The sequence below is a fragment of the Agrococcus sp. Marseille-P2731 genome (assembly GCF_900117395.1).
Lineage (GTDB): Bacteria > Actinomycetota > Actinomycetes > Actinomycetales > Microbacteriaceae > Agrococcus.
Genome location: NZ_FPEG01000003.1, coordinates 1026341 through 1049974, shown reverse-complemented (window position 1 = coordinate 1049974; position 23634 = coordinate 1026341). Strand labels below are relative to the sequence as shown.

General features: G+C 71.5%; 21 protein-coding genes. 11 read left to right on the top strand and 10 right to left on the bottom strand.

Annotated features, from left to right (window positions below; genetic code table 11):
• Position 1: 1 nt before the first annotated feature.
• The gene (locus tag BQ6202_RS13230; protein ID WP_143143736.1) at positions 2-724 is read right to left on the bottom strand and encodes a FadR/GntR family transcriptional regulator; all 723 of its coding nucleotides are present in this window, start codon (positions 722-724) and stop codon (positions 2-4) included.
• Between the two features lie 138 nt (positions 725-862).
• On the opposite strand from BQ6202_RS13230, the gene BQ6202_RS13225 reads away from it, so the two are divergent.
• From BQ6202_RS13225 to BQ6202_RS13210, 4 genes are read left to right on the top strand one after another with little or no spacing between them, the layout of a single operon-like run.
• Complete coding sequence (locus tag BQ6202_RS13225) at positions 863-1708, top strand: sugar phosphate isomerase/epimerase family protein (protein ID WP_072314851.1); 846 nt, start codon at positions 863-865, stop codon at positions 1706-1708.
• Positions 1705-2604: a phosphogluconate dehydrogenase C-terminal domain-containing protein gene (locus BQ6202_RS13220; protein WP_268753762.1), complete on the top strand. Its 900-nt coding sequence runs from the start codon at positions 1705-1707 to the stop codon at positions 2602-2604. Before BQ6202_RS13225 ends, BQ6202_RS13220 begins: the two co-directional genes overlap by 4 nt.
• Positions 2605-2608: 4 nt before the next feature.
• Positions 2609-4057, top strand: coding sequence for a GntT/GntP/DsdX family permease (locus BQ6202_RS13215; protein ID WP_072314850.1), 1449 nt, complete (start codon positions 2609-2611; stop codon positions 4055-4057).
• Between the two features lie 40 nt (positions 4058-4097).
• Positions 4098-4616, top strand: a complete 519-nt coding sequence (locus BQ6202_RS13210; RefSeq protein WP_072315190.1) for an adenine phosphoribosyltransferase — start codon at positions 4098-4100, stop codon at positions 4614-4616.
• A gap of 19 nt (positions 4617-4635) precedes the next feature.
• On the opposite strand, the gene BQ6202_RS13205 is transcribed toward BQ6202_RS13210, so the two are convergent.
• The 9 genes from BQ6202_RS13205 to BQ6202_RS13165 form a co-directional block, all read right to left on the bottom strand.
• Positions 4636-5505: a sugar phosphate isomerase/epimerase family protein gene (locus BQ6202_RS13205; RefSeq protein WP_072314849.1), complete on the bottom strand. Its 870-nt coding sequence runs from the start codon at positions 5503-5505 to the stop codon at positions 4636-4638.
• Between the two features lie 4 nt (positions 5506-5509).
• Positions 5510-6262: a class II aldolase/adducin family protein gene (locus tag BQ6202_RS13200; protein WP_072314848.1), complete on the bottom strand. Its 753-nt coding sequence runs from the start codon at positions 6260-6262 to the stop codon at positions 5510-5512.
• Positions 6259-6936: an L-ribulose-5-phosphate 4-epimerase gene (locus BQ6202_RS13195; protein WP_072314847.1), complete on the bottom strand. Its 678-nt coding sequence runs from the start codon at positions 6934-6936 to the stop codon at positions 6259-6261. Before BQ6202_RS13195 ends, BQ6202_RS13200 begins: the two co-directional genes overlap by 4 nt.
• Positions 6933-8573, bottom strand: a complete 1641-nt coding sequence (araB, locus tag BQ6202_RS13190; protein ID WP_072314846.1) for a ribulokinase — start codon at positions 8571-8573, stop codon at positions 6933-6935. Before araB ends, BQ6202_RS13195 begins: the two co-directional genes overlap by 4 nt.
• Positions 8570-9736, bottom strand: a complete 1167-nt coding sequence (locus tag BQ6202_RS13185; protein WP_072314845.1) for an ABC transporter permease — start codon at positions 9734-9736, stop codon at positions 8570-8572. Before BQ6202_RS13185 ends, araB begins: the two co-directional genes overlap by 4 nt.
• Positions 9733-10758: an ABC transporter permease gene (locus tag BQ6202_RS13180; RefSeq protein WP_083587283.1), complete on the bottom strand. Its 1026-nt coding sequence runs from the start codon at positions 10756-10758 to the stop codon at positions 9733-9735. Before BQ6202_RS13180 ends, BQ6202_RS13185 begins: the two co-directional genes overlap by 4 nt.
• Positions 10755-12272: a sugar ABC transporter ATP-binding protein gene (locus BQ6202_RS13175; protein ID WP_072314844.1), complete on the bottom strand. Its 1518-nt coding sequence runs from the start codon at positions 12270-12272 to the stop codon at positions 10755-10757. The genes BQ6202_RS13180 and BQ6202_RS13175 overlap by 4 nt, the downstream gene beginning before the upstream one ends.
• Before the next feature lie 123 nt (positions 12273-12395).
• The gene (locus BQ6202_RS13170; protein ID WP_072314843.1) at positions 12396-13445 is read right to left on the bottom strand and encodes an autoinducer 2 ABC transporter substrate-binding protein; all 1050 of its coding nucleotides are present in this window, start codon (positions 13443-13445) and stop codon (positions 12396-12398) included.
• Positions 13442-14284 carry a DeoR/GlpR family DNA-binding transcription regulator gene (locus BQ6202_RS13165; RefSeq protein ID WP_072314842.1) on the bottom strand — a complete coding sequence of 281 codons (843 nt, stop codon included), beginning with the start codon at positions 14282-14284 and terminating at the stop codon, positions 13442-13444. The genes BQ6202_RS13170 and BQ6202_RS13165 overlap by 4 nt, the downstream gene beginning before the upstream one ends.
• 182 nt (positions 14285-14466) lie before the next feature.
• Between BQ6202_RS13165 and rhaI the strand changes: the two genes are divergently transcribed.
• From rhaI to rhmD, 7 genes are all read left to right on the top strand, one after another.
• Complete coding sequence (gene rhaI, locus BQ6202_RS15175; RefSeq protein ID WP_072314841.1) at positions 14467-15627, top strand: L-rhamnose isomerase; 1161 nt, start codon at positions 14467-14469, stop codon at positions 15625-15627.
• A 5-nt stretch (positions 15628-15632) separates the two neighbouring features.
• A complete protein-coding gene (locus BQ6202_RS15170) occupies positions 15633-17666 on the top strand; it encodes a bifunctional aldolase/short-chain dehydrogenase (RefSeq protein ID WP_442855774.1) in 2034 nt (677 codons plus the stop codon).
• A complete protein-coding gene (locus BQ6202_RS13150) occupies positions 17663-19084 on the top strand; it encodes a rhamnulokinase (protein WP_072314840.1) in 1422 nt (473 codons plus the stop codon). The genes BQ6202_RS15170 and BQ6202_RS13150 overlap by 4 nt, the downstream gene beginning before the upstream one ends.
• 56 nt (positions 19085-19140) lie before the next feature.
• Entirely contained in the window at positions 19141-19917 is a 777-nt protein-coding gene (locus BQ6202_RS13145) for an IclR family transcriptional regulator (RefSeq protein WP_072314839.1), read from the top strand.
• A 121-nt stretch (positions 19918-20038) separates the two neighbouring features.
• Entirely contained in the window at positions 20039-21388 is a 1350-nt protein-coding gene (locus BQ6202_RS13140) for an MFS transporter (protein WP_234946217.1), read from the top strand.
• The gene (locus BQ6202_RS13135; RefSeq protein ID WP_072314837.1) at positions 21385-22446 is read left to right on the top strand and encodes a zinc-dependent alcohol dehydrogenase; all 1062 of its coding nucleotides are present in this window, start codon (positions 21385-21387) and stop codon (positions 22444-22446) included. The genes BQ6202_RS13140 and BQ6202_RS13135 overlap by 4 nt, the downstream gene beginning before the upstream one ends.
• Positions 22443-23618: an L-rhamnonate dehydratase gene (rhmD, locus tag BQ6202_RS13130; protein ID WP_072314836.1), complete on the top strand. Its 1176-nt coding sequence runs from the start codon at positions 22443-22445 to the stop codon at positions 23616-23618. The genes BQ6202_RS13135 and rhmD overlap by 4 nt, the downstream gene beginning before the upstream one ends.
• Positions 23619-23634: the final 16 nt, after the last annotated feature.

Sequence of the window (23634 nt, the reverse complement as noted above, 5' to 3'; positions counted from 1 at the left end):
GTCAGCGGTTGCGCGCCGAGCGCAGGATGCGCTCGGTGGCGGTACCCATGTGGCGCTGCATCGCGAGGCCGGCAGCCTCGGCGTCGCCCGCGACGATGGCGTCGGCGACCGCGATGTGCTCGCGGATCGCCTGCTGCATGTCCTCCTCGCGGTCGACGGCGTGCTCGAACCAGATGCGCAGCAGCGAGCGAGCCGTCGAGAGCAGGTCGTCGAGGATCGGGTTCTTCGCCATCGCGGCGATGTGCTGGTGGAAGGCGACGTCGGCGTCGACGTAGGCCCGCTTGCCGATGTGGTCGCGCTGCGCCTGGATGAGCGCGCGCAGCCGCTCCGCGTCCTGTGACGTCACAACCTCCGCCGCGCGCTCGGCCGCAGCCCGCTCGAGCGCGGAGCGCACGAAGGCGAGCTCCTCCATCTGGTCCTGATCGAGCAGCATCGACCAGGACAGCGTCTGCGGCAGCAGCTCGGACGACGAGGCGCGCAGGTACGTGCCGCTCCCGGCCCTCGTGACGACGATGCCGAGCACCTCCAGCGCCGCGAGCGCCTCCCGCACCGCGGATCGCCCGACGCCGAGCGCCTCGGAGAGCTTGCGCTCGGGCGGCAGGCGATCGCCGGCCGCCATGTGGTCGCCGAGCAGCATGCTCAGCAGCTGCTGGGCGACGGAGCCGCTCACGGATGGCACGACATCGGCGCTGCGCAGCGACTCGAGCATCGATTCGTGGTTCACGGGATGACTGTAGCCCTCAGCTCTCCAGAATTGGTCAACCGGTTGCACAATCGGGTCCCGGGCACTAGCGTTTCGCTGACGGCGGCCGACGGAGTGCGCGCCCGCCACCACGACGACGGCGTTGAAGAGGGTGCAGCAGTGAAGATCGGGATCGGCTCCTACGCCCTGTTCTGGGAGTGGCACGACCACCCGCAGCCGCTCAGCATCGAGGACATGGTCGACCGCGCCAGCGACCTCGACTGCGAGGTCTTCGAGATCTGCGACGATCCGCGCATCGAGGCCTACGACGCCGACGCGCTCGCGGCGCTGCGCGCACGCGCCGAGGCCGCCGGCCTCGCGCTGCAGCTCGGCACCCGCGGCATCGCTCCCGCGCACCTCGCCGCATACATCGACATCGCGCGTGCCCTCGGCGCGAGCGTGCTGCGCTCGATGGTGCAGCGCGAGGACGCCGAGCAGGGCGCCGAGCACATCGTCGACCTGCTCAGCCTGAGCACGCAGGCGCTCGAGGCCGCCGACGTCACGCTCGCGCTCGAGACCTACGAGCAGATCCCGACCGCGCTGCTGCTGGCCACCATCGAGGGCGTCGGCTCCGACCGCATCGGCGTCTGCCTCGACCCCGCCAACGTCGTCGCAGCGCTCGAGCTGCCGAACGACGTCATCGACGCCGCCGCCTCGCGCACCGTCGACCTGCACGTCAAGGACTTCGCCTTCGCACGCCGGGACGGCTGGGTCGGCTTCACCTACTCCGGCGCCCGCATGGGCGAGGGCCAGCTCGACCTCGCGCGCGAGCTCTCGGCCGTCTACGCCGATGGCCGCTCCCCCGCAGCCATCGTCGAGCACTGGCTCCCCTGGCAGGGCGACAGCGCGACGACCGTGGCCATGGAGCGCGTCTGGACCGACGCGACCATCGCGGCGCTGCGCGCATCCGCCCCCGCACACCACTCCGATCAGACCCCCAACCGCAAGCAAGGAGACCCCCAGTGAGCAAGGAACTGAACCCGCTGTTCGGCAAGCAGGTCGAGCTCGACCCGAGCCTGACCGTCGCCGTCATCGGCGCCGCCGGCAAGATGGGCATGCGCGTGTCGAACAACTTGAACCTGACCGACGCGACCATCCACTACACCGAGGCCTCCGAGGCCGGCCGGGGCCGACTCCAGGAGCTCGGGCGCGCGGTGTCGACCGTCGACGAGGCCGTTCCCGACGCAGACGTCGTGATCCTCGCGGTGCCGGATGTCGTGCTCGGCAAGGTCTCGGAGCAGGTCGTGCCGCTCATGAGGTCGGGCTCGGTGCTGCTCACCCTCGACCCCGCGGCCGCCTACGCGGGCCTGCTCGCCTCCCGCGACGACGTTCACCAGGCGTGCGCGCACCCCGCGCACCCGTCGATCTTCCTCGAGCGCACCACGGTCGAGGAGTACGGCGACACGTTCGGCGGCATCGCGGCCGACCAGGAGGTCGTGGCGGCCTTCGAGGGCGACGACGAAGCCGCCAAGGCCCGCACCGAGGCCGTCGTGCGCGCGATCTACGCGCCCGTCATCGACGTGCACTGGGTGACCGTGAAGCAGCTCGCGCAGCTCGAGCCCACGCTCGTGGAGACCACGGCGTGCATGATCGGGCAGTTCCTGCAGGACTCGATGGACCACGCGATCACCGAGGTGGGGATCCCGGAGAAGGCCGTCAAGGCGCTGTTCTACGGGCACATCGGCATCGCGCTCACGAACGCGCTGCGCGGCTCCAACCCCTTCTCGGAGGCGTGCCTCGAGGCGATGGACTACGGCCGCGACGCCATCATCAAGGACGACTGGAAGCGCATCTGGGATGACGCCGACCTCGACATCGTGCTCGCCAAGATGCTGAAGCTCGAGAAGATCGAGCGGAGCTGACGACATGGATCCCATCTACCTGATCGTCGTCGCAGCGGTCGCGATCGCGCTGCTGCTGTTCCTGGTCATGAAGCTCAAGTGGCCGGCCTACCTCGCGCTGCTCGCGGTCTCGGTCGTCACGGCGCTCGCCGCCGGCATCGAGGTGCAAGAGGTCATCCCGACCGTCATCGAGGGCATGGGCGGCACGCTCGGCAGCGTCGCGCTGCTCGTGGGCCTGGGTGCCATGCTCGGCGGCATCATCGAGAAGACCGGCGGCGCCGAGCTCATCGCCACCAAGGCCGCGAAGGTGCTCGGCCAGCATCGCCTCGGGCCGGCGCTGCTCATCGCCTCCGCGATCGTCGCCATCCCGATCTTCTTCGACGTCGCCTTCATCATCCTCGTGCCGATCATCTTCAGCTTCGCGAAGGCCGCCGGCCACAAGAGCCCGATCTTCCTCGGCGCCCCGGTCGCGGTGCTCATGGTGTTCATCCACAACGCGGTGCCCCCGCACCCCGGCATCGTCGGCTCGACGACGCTGCTGAACCCGGATGTCATGGGCCTCGTCACGATCCTCGGCCTGGCGCTCGCGGTGCCGATGGCCTTCGTCATCTGGTTCGTCAACAAGCGCATCACCCCGGCGGGCGGCTGGCAGATGTCGCCGGAGATCGCCGCGAAGTACGCGTCGGCCGGTGCTGCCGACTTCGGCGGCACGACGGGCGGCGCCTCGGGCGCAGCCGCCGGCTCGGTGGCGGTCGCCACGGAGGCGACGACCTCGACCCGCACCATCACGCGGCCGAGCGCCGGCATGGTGATCGCGCTCATCCTGCTGCCGATCCTCATGATCGCCGTCGGCACGGTCGGCAAGCTGATCGTCGAGCCGGAGACCCCGGTCGCCAACGTGCTCGCCTTCATCGGCGCACCCGGCTTCGCCCTGCTCGTGGCGTGCATCCTCGCGATGTACCTCCTGGGCGTCCGCCACGGCTGGGGCAAGCAGGACATGGGCGACCTGATGGACTCGGCGCTCGCTCCCGCAGCGATCGTCGTCTTCGTCACCGGCGCCGGCGGCGTGTTCGCGCGCGTCATGACGGAGTCGGGCATCGGCGACGCCGTCTCCGGCATGCTCGTCTCGGCCGGCGTGCCGATCGTGCTGCTCGCGTTCCTGCTCGCGCTCATCTTCAAGGTGGCGCAGGGCTCCGGCACGGTCGCGACGCTCACCGCGGCCGGCCTCGTGCAGTCGACCGTCGCCTCCGGCGGCTACGCCGATTTCCAGGTCGCGCTCATCATCCTCGCGATCGCCATGGGCTCGGTCTCGCTGTCGCACATCAACGACTCGGGCTTCTGGATCGCCACGAAGTTCCTCGGCCTCTCGGTCGGCGGCGGCCTGCGGACCTGGACGCTGATGTGCACGATCGTCGGCTTCCTCGGCATGGCGATCATCGCGGTCGCCTGGTTCGCGACGGCGGGGCTCTTCTAGCCGGGCTCATCGGCACCCGGCATAGGCTTGCCGGGTGCCGATGCCCAGCCCCGCAGACCTCGCGCGCGCCGAGGCGCTCATCGCCCGCACGCCCGACTTCCCGAAGCCCGGCATCCTGTTCCGCGACATCGGCCCGGTGCTGAGCGACGCGGATGCGCTGCGGTGCGTCACCGAGGCACTGGCCGCACCGTTCGAGGGCGGCTTCGACCTCGTCGCGGGCGTCGAGGCGCGCGGCTTCCTGCTGGCTGGCACGGTCGCGGCGAGGTGCGGCACCGGCCTCCTCCCCATCCGCAAGGCGGGGAAGACGCCGGCGCCCACCGCATCCGTCGACTACGCCCTCGAGTACGGCACGGCGACGATCGAGGCCGCGGGCGACCTCACCGGGCGCCGCGTGCTGCTCGTCGACGACGTGCTCGCCACTGGCGGCACCCTGCGCGCGGCGATCGAGCTCGTCGAGCAGCTCGGCGGCACGGTCGCCGGCGTCGCCGTGATCCTCGAGCTGACCGGTCTCGGCGGGCGTGCGGTCGTGCCGGAGGCGCACGCGGTCTTCGCCGCCTGACCGCTCGCGCGCGACCGCGTCAGTGCATCGCGATGGTCTCGACCGTGCGCAGCCCGTCGCGGATGAAGCGGTTCGCGTGGGCCGCGAGGTCGTCGGAGTCGTCCCAGAGGTTGCGCCAGATGCCGAGCGAGCGCGTCAGCTGCTCGTCGACCACGGCGCTCGAGAACGACTCGAAGACCACCGGTCCGTCGTAGCCCGCGCGCGCGATGCCGCGGAACAGCCCGTCGAAGTCGACCGATCCGGAGCCGAGGTAGCCGCGGTGGCTCTCGCCGATGTGCACGTAGCGCAGCCGGTCGCCGGCGTCGAGCACGGGCTCGAGCATCCCCGACTCCTCGATGTTCATGTGGTACGTGTCGAGGTGCAGGTGCACGTTGTCGTGCCCGATCTGCTCGAGGAACCGCAGGCCCTCGCGCGCGGTGTTGCAGATGTTCGTCTCGTAGCGGTTCACGACCTCGAGCGAGAGCTGCACGCCGCGCTCGGCCGCGTAGTCGCCGAGCCGCCGCAGCGCCGCCGCGCTGTGCTCGCGGTTGCGATCGGTGGCGACCTGGCCGTACTTCTGCAGCGCCGAGTAGATGACGCCGCAGAGGTCGGTGCCCTCGACGTGCGCGAGGATGTCGATCGCCCGCATCAGCAGGTCCTCGCCGCGCTGCACGACCGCGGGATCCTCGCTCGAGAGATCGGTCTCGGCGGTGAGGCCGAGCGACGACGTCATGGTGATGCCGGTGTCGGCGAGCACCTGCGCCGCGACCTGCTCGTCGAAGGTGAAGGGATCCATCAGCGGCATCTCGATGAAGTCGAAGCCCGCGCGCTGCACCCCCTCGATGGCGGTGCGGATGCCCGTCTCGTCGAACGAGCCGGAGAACACGAATCCGTGGCAGCCGATGCGCATGGTGTTACCTCTTTCCCTGCAGGACGCGGCGGCGGTGGTGCTCGTCCGCGCGGTTCTCGATCCGATCGAGCACGTCGTCGCCGAGGAAGACCGGCTCGCCGACCGCGAGCGCCGCGGTCAGGATCCTGGCGTGCTTGTCGGCCATCTCGGTGATCCGCAGGCACTCGGCCGGGTCGGCGCCGATGGCGAAGATCCCGTGGTTCTGCAGATAGGCGATCTTGGGCAGCGTGCCGTGCCGATCGACGAAGTCGGCGATCGCGGCGCGCATGTGCCGCGCGAGCGCCAGACCTGGATCCAGGTAGGGCACGAGCAGCGCGTGCTGCCCGAGCACCACGATGGCGTCGGGGAAGAGCGCGCCGGCGGCGATGATCGCCGCGCGGTCAGACGAGAGGATGCCGTTGGCGGAGACCGGATGCGTGTGGCACGCGGCGCCGGCACCGGCAGCCAGCACGACGGCGTGCAGCAGCGCCTCGACGCTCGGGCGCTTCGCCTCCTGATCGACGCGGCTCGCCATGAGCGCAGCGCCGACGTCGTCGTCATCGGCCGCCTCCGCATCGAGGATCGCCAGGATCGGCGCGAGCTCGCACTCGACCAGGTCGTCGGGGCCCGCGGTCGCGAGCGTCGAGCCCGAGGCCTTCACGAGCATCCGGCCCGTGCCCGTCGAGGCGCTGACGTTGCCCTCGCCGAGGATCGCCAGCTCGCGGTGCGGCTCGCCGACCGCGTGGGACAGCGCCAGCAGCGCTTCGGTCGTGGTCATCCGCGGAACTCCTGGCCGTAGGCGCCCTGGTAGCGGGCGAAGAGGGCGTCGACGTCGTCGCTGCCGATGGGCAGCGTCGGGCCCAGCTGCCGCGCGAGGTGCATGGTGCGGGCGACGTCCTCGAGCATGACCGCGGCCTTCACGGCGTCGCGCGCATCCCGGCCGATCGTGAAGGGGCCGTGGCTCTGCATCAGCACGGCGCGCGAGCGATGCCCGCGGAGCGTCTCGACGACGCCCCGCCCGATCGAGTCGTCGCCGACGCGCGCGAACGGCCCGATGGGGATCGGCCCGCCGAACTCGTCGGCCATCGCCGTCAGGTGGCACGGGATGGGCTCACCGCGCGCCGCCCACGCGGTCGCGTAGGGCGAGTGGGTGTGCACGACGCCGCCGACCTCCGGCATGTGCCGGTAGACGTAGGCGTGCGCCGCCGTGTCGCTCGAGGGCAGCAGCTCGGAGCCGGCGGAGCCCGGCACCACGACGCCGTCGAGGTCGCACAGGATCATGCGCTCGGGCGCCAGCTCGTCGTAGTCGACGCCGCTGGGCTTGATCACGAAGCGATCCTCGCCGGGCACGCGGCCCGAGATGTTGCCGCCCGTCCACTGCACGAGGCCGGCACGCGTGAGGCGCTCGTGCAGCGCGCTCACCTCAGCGCGCACGCGATCGACGGCGCTCACGCGAGCGCCTCGGCCCGGCGGCGCTTCAGGCGGTGCATCAGCAGGTCGGCGCCGCGCCCGAAGGCATCGTGCAGCGCGAGGTAGTCGCGGTAGATCGCGTCGTAGGAGGCGACGGCGGTCGCGTCGGGCACGTAGCGGTCGCGCTGGACGGAGCCCATGGTCGCGGCCGCGGCCGGCACGTCGGGGTAGGCGCCCGCCGCGACTGCCGCGTGGATCGCGGAGCCGAGCGCCGGGGCCTGGTCGCTGCCGGCGACGTCGATCGGCATGGCGAGCACGTCGGCATAGGTCTGCATCAGGTGCTCGTTGCGCAGCAGCCCGCCTGCCGCGACGAAGCGGTCGACCGCGACGCCGCCCTCGCGGAACGCCTCGACGATGCGGCGCGCACCGAACGCGGTCGCCTCGACGAGGGACCGGTAGACGTCCTCCGGGCGGGTCGCGAGCGTCATGCCGACGACGAGGCCCGACAGCCGCGCGTCGACGAGCACCGAGCGGTTGCCACCGTGCCAGTCGAGGGCGACGAGGCCGTGCGCGCCGATCGGCTTCTGCCAGCCGCGCTCGGTGAGCAGCGCATGCACGCTGACCCCCTGCCGCGCGGCCTCCGCCTGCACCGCACCAGGCACCTGGTGCTCGACGAACCAGGCGAGGATGTCGCCGACGCCCGACTGCCCGGCCTCGTAGCCCCACGAGCCGGCGGTGATGCCGCCCATGACCGCGCCGCACATCCCGTCGACGTCGACGAGCGCATCGGCGTTGACGATGTGGCAGGTGCTCGTGCCCATGATGGCGACGAGCGCTCCGGTGCCGGTGGCCTGCACGGCGGGTGCGGTGACGTGCGCGTCGACGTTGCCGACCGCGACCGCGATGCCCTCCGGCAGCCCGGTCAGCTCGGCCATGGCGGGCGTGAGCGAACCCGCGGGTGCGCCGAGCGCCCCCACCGGGCCCTCGAGCTTCTCGATGACCGCGGCGAACCCGGGGGCGAGCGCCTCGAAGTAGGCCGGCGCCGGCAGCGCGCCATCCTGCACCATGCCCTTGTACCCGGCGGCGGAGGCGTTGCGCACCGCGACGCCGCAGAGCTGCTGCACGATCCAGTCGCTCGCCTCGATCCAGCGGTCGGCGGCGTCGAAGGCCGCGCGGTCCTCCTCGAACACCTGCAGCGCCTTCGCGACCTGCCACTCGCTCGAGATCGCGCCGCCGTAGCGCGCGAGCCAGTGCTCGCCGCGCTGGGCCGCGACGCGATTGATGCGGTCGGCGTGGGGCTGCGCGGCGTGGTGCTTCCAGAGCTTGGGGTAGGCGTGCGGCCGCTCCTCCCAGCCCTCGACGAGGCACAGCGCCGTGCCGTCGGCGAGCGCCGGCAGCGGTGTCGAGGCGGTGAAGTCGCAGCCGATGCCCACGACCTCGCTCGCGTCGACGCCCGCGGCCGCGAGCGCTGCCGGCACCGCGACGCGGAGCACCTCGAGCCAGTCGGCCGGGTGCTGCAGCGCCCACTCCGGCGGCAGCTGCGCGGCGCCGAGGCGCTCGTCGATCACGCCGTGGGCGTAGTCGTGCACCGCGGTGCCCAGCTCTGCTCCATCCACCGTGCGCACCACGAGGGCGCGACCGCTCAGGGTGCCGAAGTCGACGCCGATGACGACGCTCACTGGCGCTTGACCTCCGGCAGGGTGCCGGTGACGGCCGGCACGGCACTGAGCGGCACGGGGGCGAGCCGTCGGCGCTTCAGCGAGACCTGCCCGAAGAGCGCGGCGCCGAGCAGCACGAGGCCGAGGGCGAGCGACTGCGCCTGCGCGCCGTCGTTGCCGGGCACCACGAGCAGGATCGAGGCGTTGAGCCACACGATCAGCAGCGCCGCCAGCAGCACACCGCCCAGCTTGCCGATGCCACCGGTGATGGCGACGCCGCCGAGCACGGCGATCGTGATCGCCGGCAGCGCCATGCCGCTGCCGCTCGTGCCCGCGTCGGGCCGGGCCGAGGCGAACTGCGCCACCGTGTAGACGCCGACGAGCCCGGAGATCGCGCCCGCGGCGACGAACGCCATCATGCGCGTGCGCCGCGTGTCGATGCCCGCCCACTGCGCGGCCAGGTCGTTCGTGCCGATGGCGTAGAGCGCGCGGCCGTAGGCGGTGCGGTTGAGCACGAACCAGGCGACCACCGCGACCGGCAGCAAGAAGGTGAACACCCCGAGCGGCACGAGCGGCAGCGAACCGCCGATGAGCGGCAGCTCGACGGCCTTCGCGGCGTCGTAGAACGCCGAGATCTCGGGGCCGGAGATCGGGCGCTGCTCGCTCACGACAAGCGCGATCGAGCGGTACCCGTAGAAGGTCGCGAGCGTCGCGATGAGCGGCGGGAAGCCGAGGTAGGCCGAGAGCACGCCGTTGACCGCGCCCAGCACCGCGCCGAAGAGCACGGCCAGCAGCATCGCGACCGGCAGCGGCAGGCCCGCGTGCTGGAAGAGCATCGCGAACGCGATGCCCGAGAGCGACACCATCGAGCCGACCGAGAGGTCGATGCCGCCGCGGCCGGAGGTGATGACGAACAGCTGGGCGATCGCGAGCAGCGCGAGCGGCACGTAGGCGATGAGCGTCGAGGCGAGGTAGTCGCTGTTGAACGCACCGCTCGTCTGGCCCACGAGGTCGAGGATCGTCATCGCCACGACGAGGGCGATGAGGAGGACGAGGAGCAGCGCCGCGCGGTCCTTGAGGCCGCCAGCGGCGAACCACTCGCGCATCCGCCCGCTCGGCCGTGTCGTCTGCTGCTGCGCCGCCGGGGCGGCCTGCTGCCTGGTGTCAGGCGTGACGTGCGTCATGCGCGCCTCCTCGCTCGCTCGCGGATGAGATCGGTGCCGACGGCGATCACGATGAAGATGCCGACGAGCAGGAAGCCGAGCTGGGTGGGCCAGCCGAGCTGGGTGACGCCCGACACGACCGTCTGCACGAGGATCGCCCCGAGCAGCGTGCCGACGACGCTGCCGCGGCCGCCGAGGATCGAGGTGCCGCCGATGACGACGGCCGCGATGACCTGCAGCTCCTTGCCGGAGCCGACCGACTGGTCGAGCGACGAGGTGCCGGTCGCGATCATCATGCACGCGGCGAGGCCCGCGAGGGCGCCGGTGATCGCGTAGACCCAGACGAGGCGCGGCTGCACCTTGATGCCCGCGAGGCGCGCGGCGTTGGCGTTGCCGCCGATGGCGTAGAGGTTGCGGCCGCCCTTCGCGTAGCGCAGGAACCACCAGGCGGCGGCGACCGCGACGAGCGCGATCGCGAACGAGTGCGGCACGCCGAGCGTGACACCCGCCTCGCCGCGGCCGAGGAAGTCGAGCGTGCTCGGGATGCCGTTCACGGTCGAGGAGTCGAACACGCGCAGGCCCAGCCACTGGAAGACGTTGGCCGTGCCGAAGGTGATGATGATCGGGTGCACGCGGCCGTAGGCGATCAGCAGGCCGTTGATCGCGCCGAGCGCGAGGCCGATGGCGATCGCGACCAGCAGCGCGAGCGGCGCGGGCAGGTCGAGGCTCACCATCATGCGGGCGGTGACGACGGCGGAGACCATGATCATCGCGGCGACCGAGACGTCGATGCCGGCGGTGATGATGACGAAGGTCATGCCGACGCCGACGAGCGCGATGGGCGCGACCTGCACGAGCAGCGGACCGATCGAGCCGGGCGAGAGGAACGCGGGCGTGAACAGGCCCAGCAGCACCCACAGCACGACGATGACGGCGAGCAGCACGATCTCCTGCCCGGTGACGACGGGCGGCAGGATGCGCCGGAGGCTCGGGGCCGGAGGCTTCTCCGGCGACGCGGTCGGGGGTGCGGTGTCCACGCTCATGCGGCGTCCTCCTCGATGGCGCCCGCGGCGGCGGCGAGCAGCGATGCCTGGCTCGCGGTCGGCGGGAACTCCTTGGCGACCCGGCCGCCGCGGAAGACGAGGATGCGGTCGGAGACCCGCAGCACCTCCGCGAGGTCGGTCGTGATGACGAGCACGGCCGCGCCCTTGTCGGCCAGGTCGGCGACGATGCTGTGGATCTCCTCCTTGGCGCCGACGTCGACGCCCTGCGTGGGCTCGGCGAGCACGAGCAGCCTCGGCTGCTCGACGACCTGCCGGGCGAGCACCACCTTCTGCGCGTTGCCGCCCGACATGGCGCCGATCGGCTGCCGGCCGGAGGGGGTCTTGACGGAGAGGCGGCGGATGAGGTCGTCCGAGATCCGGCGCTCGGCGCGCGGCGAGACCCAGCCGAGCCTGCCGAGCAGGCCGAGCGAGCCGATCGTGATGTTGAACGCGATGGGCTGGAAGGAGAAGGAGCCCTGCGACGACCGGTTCGCCGGCAGCATGCGGATGCCGCGGCGCTTCGCAGCCCCCGGGTTCGTGACGTGCGCGTCGGTGCCGACCGAGCGCATCCGCCCGCCGGTCGCGCGGCGCATGCCGTAGACGACCTCGCCGACCTCTGCGGCCCCGCAGCCGACCAGTCCGTAGAGCCCGACGATCTCGCCCTCGCGGACGCTGAGGGTGACGTCGTCGAAGGCGCCGGCGAGGGAGAGGCCCTCGAGCTCGAGCACGGGCGGGCCGGGCTCGGCGGCCGCGCGCACGCCCTCGGCGAGCGTGCCGCCGACCATGCGCTCGGCGATCTCGCGCACCGTGAGCTCGCCGATCGGCTGCGAGGAGACGGTCTCGCCGTCGCGCATGATCGTGACCTCGTCGGCGATGCGGAAGAGCTCGTCGAGCCGGTGGCTGATGTAGATGATGGAGACGCCCTCGGCGGCGAGCTTGCGCACGACGCCGAAGAGCACCTCGATCTCGCTGTCGGTGAGGATCGCGCTCGGCTCGTCGAGGATCAGCACGCTCGCCTCCTCGAGCAGCGCCTTCGCGATCGAGACCTGCTGCTGCTTGGCGATGGAGAGCGTGCCGAGGGGCTGCGCGGCGAGCGAGCGGTCGAGCCCGACCATGTCGAGCAGCTCGAGCATGCGCGGCGCCTGCGCGCGCCAGTCGATGGCCGGCCCGCGGGTGATCTCGCGGCCGACGAAGAAGTTCTCGGCCACCGTCAGCTCCGGGAAGATCTGCGGCTCCTGGTAGACGGTCTGCACCCCGAGCGCGATGGCGTCGGAGGTCGAGCCGATCGTGACGGCGCTGCCGTCGATCGCGACCGAGCCGGTGTCGGGCTGCTCGGCGCCCGCGAGGATCTTGATGAGCGTCGACTTGCCCGCGCCGTTCTCGCCCACGAGCGCGTGGACGGTCCCCGGTCTGACGGTGAGGTCTGCGTGGCGGATGGCGCGGACGCCGCCATAGCGCTTCGAGATGTCGCGCATCTCGAGCCTGGGGGCGATCGCGGTCGCGGTGTCAGTCATGGGGCTCCCGAACGGCGTCGCTGCCGTGTGGTCGACGGATGTGGGGGGTGGTGGTGGATGCGGTGATGCAGGATGCGCTGATGCAGTGCCGGGGCGCGGCGAGCGCCGCGCCCCGGCGGAGCATCAGTAGTCGTAGTCCCCGGCGTTCTCTGCCGTGAACACCGTCGGCGGGCCGAGCAGCAGCTCTGCCGTGGCCTCGTCGTACGACACATCCGTCAGCGCCTCGTTCGAGATGCTGGAGGTGTCGCCCAGGTCGCCGTCGTTGGCGAGCTGCACGCCTGCCCAGCCGGTCAGCCAGCCGAGGCCCTCGACATCCCAGAGGATCGAGGCGCTCGACGAGCCCGACTCGAGGTAGGGCAGCATCGCCTGCGGCGTGCCGAGGCCCACCGTGAAGACCTCGCCCGTGCGGCCGGCGTCCTCGACGGCCTGCGCGACACCGGGAGCGCTCGAGGTGCACTCGCCGATGAGGCCCGTGAGGTCGGGGTTCGAGTTCATGAGGTCGAGCGCCATCTGCGTCGCTGCAGCCTGGTCCTCGCCTGCGTAGACGATGTCGACGATCTCGGCGTCGGGGTACTCCGAGGCGGTGTAGGCCTCCTGCACCTCGATCCAGGCGTTCAGGTTCGCGGCCGTCTCGCCGCACGAGACGATCGCGTACTGGCCGGAGCCGCCCATCGCCTCGAGCAGCGAGTCGGTCAGCTGCTCGCCGATGCCCTGCACCGAGGCCTGGCTGATGAACAGCTCGCGCACCGAGTCCGGCGCATCCGTGTCCGTCGTGGCGACGTGGATGCCGGCGTCCTGCGCCTCCTGCAGCAGCGGCGCCATCGAGTTCGGGTCGTTGGGCGCCACGAACAGCACGTCGACGCCCTGCTGGATGAAGGAGCGCACGATGTCGGCCTGCGCGGCAGCGTCGGCGGTCGTCGGGCCCTGGTAGAGCCACTCGAAGCCGAGCTCCTCCGCGGCCTGCTGACCGCCCGTGTTCATCGCCTCGAAGTAGGGGATGCCCTGGAGCTTGGGGACGAAGGCCACGGTGACCTGCTCGTCGCCGCCGCCGCTCTCCGTCGCTCCGGGTGCGGGCGTCGCGCCCGTGTCGTTCCGCGAGGTGCACCCGGCGAGCACGACGGCCGCTGCCGCCGTGAGCGCGAGTGCGCCCGTGATCCTGCGTGAGATCTTCATCGATGCTCCTTCTGGATGAGGCGACGGGAGGCCCTTCCCGCCCGTGCCGTGGCCGGCTCCGTGCCGGTCGTCTGCGCGTCGTCGAGCGGGACCAGGGTGACGCTGACGCCCCTGGCCTCCCACTCGGCGACGAAGTCGTCGGATGCGCGCTCATCCGTGATGAGGCTCGTCACCTGCTCGGCGCTCGCGAACGAGTGGAGCGCGAAGCCGGTGGTCTTGCTGCTGTCGAACAGCGCGTGGATCTGGTCGCTCGCCGCGACGAGGCCCTGCTTCGAGATGGCCTCGTCGGTCGCGAGCTCGAGCAGCCCGCGCTCGGGTGAGAGCCCGACGACGCCGACGAAGGCCTTGTCGATGCGCCCGCGCCCGACGAGCGCATCCGTGATCGGGCCGACGAGGCCCGAGCTCTCGCGGCGCAGCGTGCCGCCGGGGATGATGACGCGGGCGTCCGAGCGCTCCATGAAGAGGACGGCGGTGCGCAGCGACTGCGTGATCACGACGAGGCCGGTGCGCTGCAGGAGCTCGAGCGCGAGGAAGTGCGCGGTGCTCGAGGTGTCGAGCGCGATGACGTCGCCGTCGTCGACGAGCGCGGCCGCGTGCGAGGCGATCGCCTGCTTGGCGTCGGCGGCCTGGCGCATGCGATCGGCGAAGGCTCCCTCATCGCCGCGCACCGGCGGCAGCGCACCGCCCCGCGTGCGCCGCAGGAGGTCGCGCTCGGCGAGCGCGTCGAGGTCTTTGCGGATCGTGACCTCTGACACGCCGAGCTCCCGGGCCAGGTCGACGACCTGGACGGCGCCGTGCTGATCCAGCGCATCGAGGATGCGCGAATCGCGAGTGACCACGTGGACTCCTTCGTCGTGTGCTGCTGGTGACAGTACGCATCCGAAACCGCTTACGCAAGCGTTCGATACCAAAACGCAACAATTTGGGTTGCGTTCGAAAGCGTAGGGCGGCATGCTGGCAGGCACAGCGCCTCGCGACCGGTTCGCGAGCGCCACGATGTCGAAGACGACAGGAGCCGCCCATGGCCATCGCCCCCTCACAGGAGCAGCTCGCGCAGCTGCAGATCGAAGTGCCCTCGTGGGCCTACGGCAACTCGGGCACGCGGTTCCGCGTCTTCGGCACGCCGGGCACGCCGCGCGACGCGTTCGAGAAGGTCAGCGATGCCGCGCAGGTGCACGCCGCCACCGGGCTCGCCCCGCGCGTGGCCATCCACATCCCCTGGGATCGCGTCGACGACTTCTCGGCGCTCGCCGAGCATGCGCGCTCGCTCGGCGTCGAGCTCGGCACGGTGAACTCGAACACCTTCCAGGAGGAGGACTACAAGTTCGGCTCGCTCTGCCACCCCGACGCCCGCGTGCGCAGGAAGGCCGTCGACCACCACCTCGAGTGCCTCGACATCATGCGGGCGACGGGCGTGCGGGATCTCAAGATCTGGCTCGCCGACGGCACGAACTACCCCGGGCAGGACTCCATCCGCGAGCGCCAGGACCGCCTCGCAGAGGGCCTCGCCTCGATCTACGCCGAGCTCGACGCCGACCAGCGCCTGCTGCTCGAGTACAAGTTCTTCGAGCCGGCGTTCTACCACACGGACGTGCCCGACTGGGGGACGAGCTTCGCCCACACCATCGCGCTCGGCGACCAGGCGAAGGTCGTGCTCGACACCGGCCACCACGCGCCCGGCACGAACATCGAGTTCATCGTCGCGCAGCTGCTGCGGCTCGGGAAGCTCGGCGCCTTCGACCTCAACTCGCGCTTCTACGCCGACGACGACCTGATCGTCGGCCTCGCCGACCCGTTCCAGCTCTTCCGCATCATGATGGAGCTCGTCTCCGGCGGCGGCCTCGGCGACCCCGACGTGCAGCTCGTGCTCGACCAGTGCCACAACATCGAGGCGAAGATCCCCGGCCAGATCCGCAGCGTGCTGAACGTGCAGGAGGCGGTCGCGAAGGTGCTCGCCCTCGACACCGAGGCGCTCGCGGCCGCGCGCCGCGACTGCGACGTGCTGCTCGCGAACGACATCGTGATGGACGCGTTCAGCACCGACGTGCGGCCGCTGCTGGCCGAGTTCCGGGCGTCGAGAGGGCTGCCAGAGGATCCGATGCGGCACTTCCTGGCGTCCGGCTACCTCGAGCGGATCGCCGACGAGCGCGTCGGCGGCGCCCAGGCCAGCTGGGGAGCGTGAGCGTCGTGCACGAAGCAGTCGAGCAGCTCATCGGTCGCAGCAACCGCCTCGGGGCCGATCCGCGCAACACGAACTACGCCGGCGGCAACACCTCCGCCAAGGGCGTCGACCGCGACCCGGCCTCCGGCGAGCCCGTCGAGCTCGTCTGGGTGAAGGGCTCCGGGGGCGACCTCGGCACGCTCACCGCCTCGGGGCTCGCCGCCCTGCGGCTCGACCGCGTGCGCGGGCTCGAAGCCGTCTACCCCGGCATCGAGCGCGAGGACGAGATGGTCGCCGCGTTCGACTACTGCCTGCACGGCAAGGGCGGGGCCGCGCCCTCGATCGACACCGCCATGCACGCGCTCGTCGAGAAGCCGCACGTCGACCACCTGCACCCCGACGCGGGCATCGCGATCGCGACGGCCGCCGACGGCCCGCAGCTCACCGAGCGCATCTACGGCGGCAAAGTGGTCTGGGTGCCGTGGCGCCGGCCCGGGTTCCAGCTGGGGCTCGACATCCGCGAGATCCAGCGCGCGAACCCGGATGCGGTGGGCTGCATCCTGGGCGGGCACGGCATCACGGCGTGGGGCGAGACGAGCGAGGAGGCCGAGCAGAGCTCGCTCTGGATCATCCAGACCGCTGCGGCCTACCTTTCGGAGCACGGCAGGCAGGAGCCCTTCGGCGCCGCGGTGCCCGGCTTCGGCGCGCTGCCGCCCGTCGAGCGCCGTGCGAGGGCTGCTGCGCTCGCGGCGCAGGTGCGCGCCATCGCCTCGGCCGACCGGCCCATGGTGGGGCACTTCACCGACGATGCGGTCGTGACCGACTTCCTCGAGCGCGACGGCCACCGCCGGCTCGCCGAGCTCGGCACATCCTGCCCCGATCACTTCCTGCGCACCAAGGTCAAGCCGCTCGTGCTCGACCTGCCGGCGGATGCGCCCGTGGAGGAGGCCGTCGCGCGCCTGCAGGAGCTGCACGAGCGCTACCGCGAGGACTATGCCGCCTACTACGCGGCGCACGCGACCGAGGACTCCCCCGCGATGCGCGGCGCGGACCCCGCGATCGTGCTGATCCCCGGCGTCGGCATGTTCTCCTTCGGCAAGGACAAGCAGACCGCGCGCGTCGCCGGCGAGTTCTACATCAACGCGATCAACGTCATGCGCGGCGCCGAGTCGGTCTCGACCTACGCGCCGATCTCGGACGCCGAGAAGTTCAGGATCGAGTACTGGGCGCTCGAGGAGGCAAAGCTGCAGCGGCAGCCGAAGCCGCGCTCGCACGCGGGCCGGGTCGCGCTCGTCACCGGCGCCGCCTCTGGGATCGGCAAGGCGATCGCCACGCGGCTCGCCGCCGAGGGTGCCTGCGTCGTCATCGCCGACCTGTCGCTCGAGAAGGCGCAGGAGGCGGCGGCCGAGCTCGGCTCGAGCGACGTCGCGATCGGCGTGCAGTGCGACGTCACGAAGGAGCCCGAGGTGCAGGCCGCGGTCGACGCGACCCTGCTCGCCTTCGGCGGCATCGACCTGGTCGTGAACAACGCCGGCCTGTCGCTCTCGCGCTCGCTGCTCGAGACGACGGAGGCCGACTGGGACCTGCAGCACGACGTGATGGCGAAGGGCTCGTTCCTCGTCTCGCGCGCAGCGGCCAGTGCGCTCATCGCCCAGGGCATGGGCGGAGACATCATCTACATCTCCTCGAAGAACTCCGTCTTCGCCGGCCCGAACAACATCGCCTACTCGGCGGCGAAGGCCGACCAGGCGCACCAGGTGCGGCTGCTGGCCGCGGAGCTCGGCCAGCACGGCGTGCGCGTCAACGGCATCAACCCCGACGGCGTCGTACGCGGCTCCGGCATCTTCGCCGGCGGCTGGGGCGCATCGCGCGCGAAGGTCTACGGCGTGAAGGAGGAGGAGCTCGGCAAGTACTACGCCGGCCGCACCCTGCTCGGCCGCGAGGTGCTGCCCGATCACGTCGCCAACGCGGTCGTGGCGCTCACGGGGCCAGAGCTCACGCACACGACGGGGCTCCACGTGCCGGTCGACTCCGGCGTCGCGGCGGCATTCCTGCGATGACGACGAGCGTCGCCGCGATCGACCTCGGCGCGACGAGCGGTCGCGTCGTGCGCGCCGAGGTCAGCCGCACCTCGCTGCGGCTGACGGAGATCGCGCGCTTCGAGAACCGCCCGGTGCGGGTCGGCGACGGCCTGCACTGGTCGGTGCTCGCGCTCTACGACCAGGCGATGCAGGGCGTCGCGGCGGCCTCGCGGCTCGGGCCGCTCGCGTCGGTCGCGGTCGACTCCTGGGCGGTCGACTACGGCCTGCTGCGGCGCGGGCGCCTGCTCGGCATCCCCCACTCCTACCGCGACGACCGCACCGCCCGCGGGCTCGAGCTCGTCGACCGGGTGATCGCGCAGCCCGACCTCTACCGCCGCTGCGGGCTGCAGCGCATGCCGTTCACGACCATCAACCAGCTCGCCGTCGACGGCGAGCGCGGGCTGCTCGAGGCGGCGGACCGGCTGCTGATGCTGCCCGACCTGTTCGGCTACTGGATGACGGGCGAGATGGTGATGGAGGCCACGAACGCGTCGACCACCGGGCTCATGCGCCTCGACGGCGAGTGGGATGCGGAGCTCATGGCGCGCTTCGGCATCCCGGTCTCGCTGATGCCGCCGGTCGTCGAGCCCGGCACGCGCATCGGCCCCATCGATGAGGTCGCGCGCGCGCACTTCGGCATCCAGGGCGCACCCGACGTGCTCGCCGTCGGCTCGCACGACACCGCATCCGCCGTCGTCGGCGTGCCGATGGGCGCAGGCGGCGCCTACATCTCGAGCGGCACCTGGTCGCTCGTCGGCATCGAGACGAGCGCGCCGATCGCGACCGAGGAGGCGCTCGAGGCGAAGTTCACGAACGAGGGCGGCGTGGACGGCCGCACGCGGTTCCTGAAGAACGTGATGGGGCTCTGGATCCTGTCCGAGACCATGCGCGCGTGGGAGGGCGCGGGCGAGCGCCTCAGACTGCCGACGCTGCTCGACGCCGCGGCTCGCGTCGACTGGCAGGTGCCGGTCTTCGACCCGACCGACGACGCGTTCTACCCGCCGGGCGACATGCCCTCGCGCATCGCCGCGTGGTTCGAGGAGCGGGGCCAGCGACCACCGCGCGGTCACGCGGAGGTCGTGCGGTGCATCCTCGAGTCGCTGGCGGAGGGCTATGCCGTGACGCTGCGGGACGCCGAGCGCATCAGCGGGCAGCGCATCGAGCGCGTGCACGTCGTCGGCGGCGGCTCGCGCAACGCCCTGCTCTGCCAGCTGACGGCCGACCGATCCGGGCTGCCGGTCATCGCGGGCCCGGTGGAGGCGAGCGCGATCGGCAACGTGCTGGTGCAGGCGCGCACGCTCGGCGCCGCGCCAGAGACGCTCGAGGATCTGCGCGAGCTCGTGCGCTCGACGCACGAGCTGGTCGAGTACCGCCCGCGCGCTCGCCCGGGCTCCTGAGCGACCGAGCGAGCGGCGCGAGATGATGGATGCGCGATCACGACCCAGGAGAGCGCATGAACCAGGCACGCGGCCCCGTGAAGTCGGCCGAGCGCGCGCTCGCGGTGCTCGACCTCGTCGCGGCGCGGGGCGCGGCGACCTTCGTCGAGATCGGCGAAGCGCTCGAGCTGCCGCGGTCGAGCGCGCACGGGCTGCTGGCGACGCTCGTCGACGCCGGCTGGCTCGAGCTCTCGGATCGGCGCTACCGGCTGGGCCTGCACATCTGGCAGCTGGGCCAGCAGTACGACGGCCACCGGCTGCTGCTCGAGACCGCGAAGCCCCACATGGATCGCCTGGTGCAGACGACCGGCGAGACCGTGCAGCTCGCCCGGCTCGACGGCATCGAGAACGTCTACATCGGCATCAGCCTCTCCCCGAACCCCATGCGGATGGCCTCGACGGTCGGCATGCGGCTGCACGCGCACGCGACGGGCATCGGCAAGGCGCTGCTGAGCGTGCTCGACGAGGCGGAGGCGCAGGCTCGGCTCGAATCCGTCGTGCTGCCACAGCTCACGCCGCGCACGGTGACGGATGTGCCGGAGATCATGCGCGTCGTCTCCCGCGCGCGGCAGCTGGGCTTCGCGACCGACGACGAGGAGTTCGTGGCCGGGTGCCGCTGCGTCGCCGTGCCCCTCACGACCGTGGCGGAGACCGGCATCGCCGCAGCCATGAGCATCACCATGCCGAAGAGCCGCACGGGCGAGGGCTGGCAGCACGCGCTCTACGGTCCGCTGCGCGATGCGGCGCAGGCCATCCGCGGCGGCATGGGGCTGCGCGGCGCGCTCTCGCCCTGATCCATCGGACCGCACGAGGGCACTTGCGCACCCGCGAACCGCGTGGCATCATCTGGCGGCTTCACAGACGTGAACCTCGATTCACATATGTGAACGACTCTGGTGATCAATGGAGATTCCCGTGACCGACACGCGATCAGCGCAATCCGCAGCCCTCGCCCCCGTGATCCGCAAGGTCACCGCGCGGCTCATCCCCATCCTGCTGCTCATGTACATCCTGGCGTTCCTCGACCGGTCGAACCTCGGCTTCGCGAAGGCCACCTTCCAGGCGGACACGGGCATCTCCGACGCCGCCTACGCGCTCGGCGCCGGCCTGTTCTTCCTCGGCTACGCCGTCTTCGAGGTGCCGAGCAACATGATCATGCAGAAGGTGGGCGCCAAGTTCTGGCTCGCTCGCATCATGATCAGCTGGGGCATCGTCTCGGGGCTCATGATGTTCGCCCTCAACGAGCCGATGTTCTACGTGCTCCGCGTGCTGCTCGGCATCACCGAGGCCGGCTTCTTCCCCGGCGTCATCTGGTACCTGACGAAGTGGATCCCCGTCGAGCACCGCGCGCGCGTCAACGGCCTGTTCTACTTCGGCGCCCCGCTCGCGTTCATCTTCGGCGGCCCGCTCTCTGGCCTGCTCCTCGACCTCGACGGGCTCGGCGGCCTCGCCGGCTGGCAGATCATGTTCCTGGTCACCGGCGCCCTCACCGTGATCGTCGGCCTCGTCATCATCGGCTACCTCGACAACGGCCCGCGCGACGCCAAGTGGCTCACGCAGCAGCAGAAGGACCTGCTGATCGCCGCGCTGGACCGCGAAGACGCCTCGAAGGCCGACCACTCCCCGCGCGGCGCGCTGCGCGCCCTCGCGAACCCCGCGGTGCTCTACTTCAGCGTCGCTTTCCTGACGATCCAGATGGCCGTCTACGGCGTCACCTTCTACCTGCCCACGCAAGTCGCGGCGGTGGTCGGCGAGGACGTCGGGCTGATGGTGGGCGTGCTCACCGGCGCGGTCTGGAGCCTCGCGATCGTGGGCGTGCTCGTCGCCACCCGCATCGCCGACCGCACCGGCAAGCGCCGCATCGTCGCCGCCTGCACGCTCGGCCTCTCTGCCGTCGGCATCCTGCTCTCGGTGGTCTTCGAGCAGCCCGTGCTCGTGCTGCTGGCCCTCGCCCTCGGCGCGGCCGGCTTCATCGCGGTGCAGCCGGTGTTCTGGACGCTCCCGACCTCGTTCCTCGTGGGCGGCGCGGCCGCATCCGGCATCGCGCTGATCAACTCGATCGGCAACCTCGGCGGCTTCCTCGCCCCGATCGTGAAGAACGCCTCCGACGAGGCCTTCGGCGACTCGGGCGGCTCGATCGCCCTCGCTGCGATCGCCGCGACCGGCGCGATCCTGATCGCGTGCAGCCACCTCGTCTCGCGCGGCGTCCGCGAGGTCGGCGAGCGCACCGAGTCGAACCCGACCGTCTCGGAGCCCCAGCGATGAAGGCACTGCGACTCGAGGAGATCGGCCGCCTCGCGGTCGTCGAGCTGCCCGACCCTGAGCCCGCGGCCGGCGAGGTGCGGCTCGAGATCATCGCGACCGGCATCTGCGGCTCCGACATCCACGGCTTCACCGGGGAGAACGGCCGACGCTTCCCGGGTCAGGTGATGGGCCACGAGAGCGTCGCCCGCATCGACGCGCTCGGCGACGGCGTCGAGGGCCTCACCGTCGGGGACATCGCGACCTTCAACCCGGTCGTCGTGCCGGCGGCAGAGGCGGATGCGTTCCAGGGCCGCGAGCAGATGGCCCCCGGCAAGCACGTCATCGGCGTCAAGCGCGAGGTGGTCGCGTCGTTCGCGCAGCGCATCGTCGTGCCGGCGGTGAACGTGGTGCCGCTGCCGGCATCCATGCCGGTCGAGCTCGGCGCGCTCGTGGAGCCGCTCGCGGTGTCGGTGCACGCCGTGCGTCGCTCCGGCGCGCAGCCGGGCGACCGCGTCGTCGTCGCCGGCGGCGGTCCGATCGGCCAGTCCGTCGTGCTCGCGCTGCAGATGGCGGGCATCGAGCGCATCGTCGTGACCGAGCTGAGCGCCTCGCGCCGCGGGCTCGTCGAGCGGCTCGGCGCGACCGCGCTCGACGCGGCCGGCGACGACGTGGTCGACCGGATCCGCGAGGCGCTCGGCGGCGCCGCCGACGTCGCGATCGACGCGGTCGGCATCGAGCCGACCCTGCGCGCCAGCCTGCAGGCCACCCGCATCGGCGGCACCGTCTGCCTCGTGGGCATGGGCGCGCCGAAGCTGGCCCTCGACGCGTTCCTCGTCTCCACCGAGGAGCGCTCGATCGTCGGCAGCTTCACCTACTCGGCGCAGGACTTCCGCGACGCGGCCGAGTGGATCGGGCAGGCGCCGCCCCAGGCGGCCGAGCTGATCACGAAGACCGTGCCGCTCGAGGCCGGCCACGACGCGTTCGCAGAGCTCGCGGCGCACGGCGACATCCCCGGGAAGGTGCTCGTCCGCATGACCGAGACCGACAACAGCCACACCGACGAGGAGGAGCAGCGATGACGCAGCGCACCATCAAGGAGGTCCGCGCCTACACCGTGCGCGGCAAGGGCGCCGACTACCACGACCAGGACGGCTACCACTGGATCGACGACCACATCGCGACGCCGATGTCGGCCTACCCCGAGTTCCGGCAGTCGCGGCAGTCGTTCGGCATCAACGTGCTCGGCACCCTCGTGGTCGAGATCGAGGCCGACGACGGCACGGTCGGCTTCGCCGTCACCACCGCCGGCGAGATCGGCGCCTGGATCGTCGAGAAGCACCTCGCGCGCTTCCTCGAGGGGCGAGCCGTCACCGACATCGAGCGCATCTGGGATCAGATGTACCGCTCGACCCTCTACTACGGCCGCCGCGGCGTGGTGCTGAACACGATCAGCGGCGTCGACCTGGCGCTCTACGACCTGCTGGGGCGCCTGCGCGACGAGCCCGTGTACGCGCTCCTCGGCGGGCCCGTGCGGGACGAGCTGCAGTTCTACGCCACGGGCGCCAGGCCCGACCGCGCCAAGGAGCTCGGCTTCATCGGCGGCAAGATGCCGCTGCACTTCAGCCCCTCGGAGGGCGAGGAGGGCTTCAGGAAGAACATCGCGGAGCTCGCCGACATGCGCGAGAGGGTCGGCGACGACTTCTGGCTCATGTGGGACTGCTGGATGTCGCTCGACGTCGAGTACGCGACGCGCCTCGCGCACGCAGCGAGCGAGCATGGGCTCAAGTGGCTCGAGGAGGCGCTGATCCCGGACGACTACTGGGGCTACCAGCAGCTGAAGCAGCAGGCGCCGGCCGGCATGCTCATCACGACCGGCGAGCACGAGGCGACCCGCTGGGGCTTCCGCCAGCTGCTCGAGACCGGCGTCGACATCATCCAGCCCGACGTGGGCTGGTGCGGCGGCATCACCGAGCTCATCAAGATCTCGGCGCTCGCCGACAGCCACGGCACCATGGTCGTCCCCCACGGCTCGTCGGTGTACTCGTACCACTTCGTCGTGACCCGCACGAACAGCCCGTTCGCCGAGTTCCTGATGATGCACGAGACGGCCGAGGAGGTCGTGCCGATGTTCTCGCCGCTGCTGCTGAACGAGCCGGTCCCGGTGAACGGCCGCCTCGTCGTGCCCGAGACGCCCGGCTTCGGCGTCGAGCTCAACCCCGACGTGCCGCGCGACCGGCCCTTCACGCACTGACCAGCCCGGACATCCG

Excerpts from the sequence above, each read along its gene's own strand:
- BQ6202_RS13215 (WP_072314850.1), top strand. The coding sequence starts at position 2,609 with ATGGATCCCATCTACCTGATCGTCGTCGCAGCGGTCGCGATCGCGCTG.
- BQ6202_RS13210 (WP_072315190.1), top strand. The coding sequence starts at position 4,098 with ATGCCCAGCCCCGCAGACCTCGCGCGCGCCGAGGCGCTCATCGCCCGC.
- BQ6202_RS13205 (WP_072314849.1), bottom strand. The coding sequence starts at position 5,505 with ATGCGCATCGGCTGCCACGGATTCGTGTTCTCCGGCTCGTTCGACGAG.
- BQ6202_RS13200 (WP_072314848.1), bottom strand. The coding sequence starts at position 6,262 with ATGACCACGACCGAAGCGCTGCTGGCGCTGTCCCACGCGGTCGGCGAG.
- BQ6202_RS13185 (WP_072314845.1), bottom strand. The coding sequence starts at position 9,736 with ATGACGCACGTCACGCCTGACACCAGGCAGCAGGCCGCCCCGGCGGCG.
- BQ6202_RS13180 (WP_083587283.1), bottom strand. The coding sequence starts at position 10,758 with ATGAGCGTGGACACCGCACCCCCGACCGCGTCGCCGGAGAAGCCTCCG.
- BQ6202_RS13175 (WP_072314844.1), bottom strand. The coding sequence starts at position 12,272 with ATGACTGACACCGCGACCGCGATCGCCCCCAGGCTCGAGATGCGCGAC.
- BQ6202_RS13170 (WP_072314843.1), bottom strand. The coding sequence starts at position 13,445 with ATGAAGATCTCACGCAGGATCACGGGCGCACTCGCGCTCACGGCGGCA.
- rhaI (WP_072314841.1), top strand. The coding sequence starts at position 14,467 with ATGGCCATCGCCCCCTCACAGGAGCAGCTCGCGCAGCTGCAGATCGAA.
- BQ6202_RS13150 (WP_072314840.1), top strand. The coding sequence starts at position 17,663 with ATGACGACGAGCGTCGCCGCGATCGACCTCGGCGCGACGAGCGGTCGC.
- BQ6202_RS13145 (WP_072314839.1), top strand. The coding sequence starts at position 19,141 with ATGAACCAGGCACGCGGCCCCGTGAAGTCGGCCGAGCGCGCGCTCGCG.
- BQ6202_RS13135 (WP_072314837.1), top strand. The coding sequence starts at position 21,385 with ATGAAGGCACTGCGACTCGAGGAGATCGGCCGCCTCGCGGTCGTCGAG.
- rhmD (WP_072314836.1), top strand. The coding sequence starts at position 22,443 with ATGACGCAGCGCACCATCAAGGAGGTCCGCGCCTACACCGTGCGCGGC.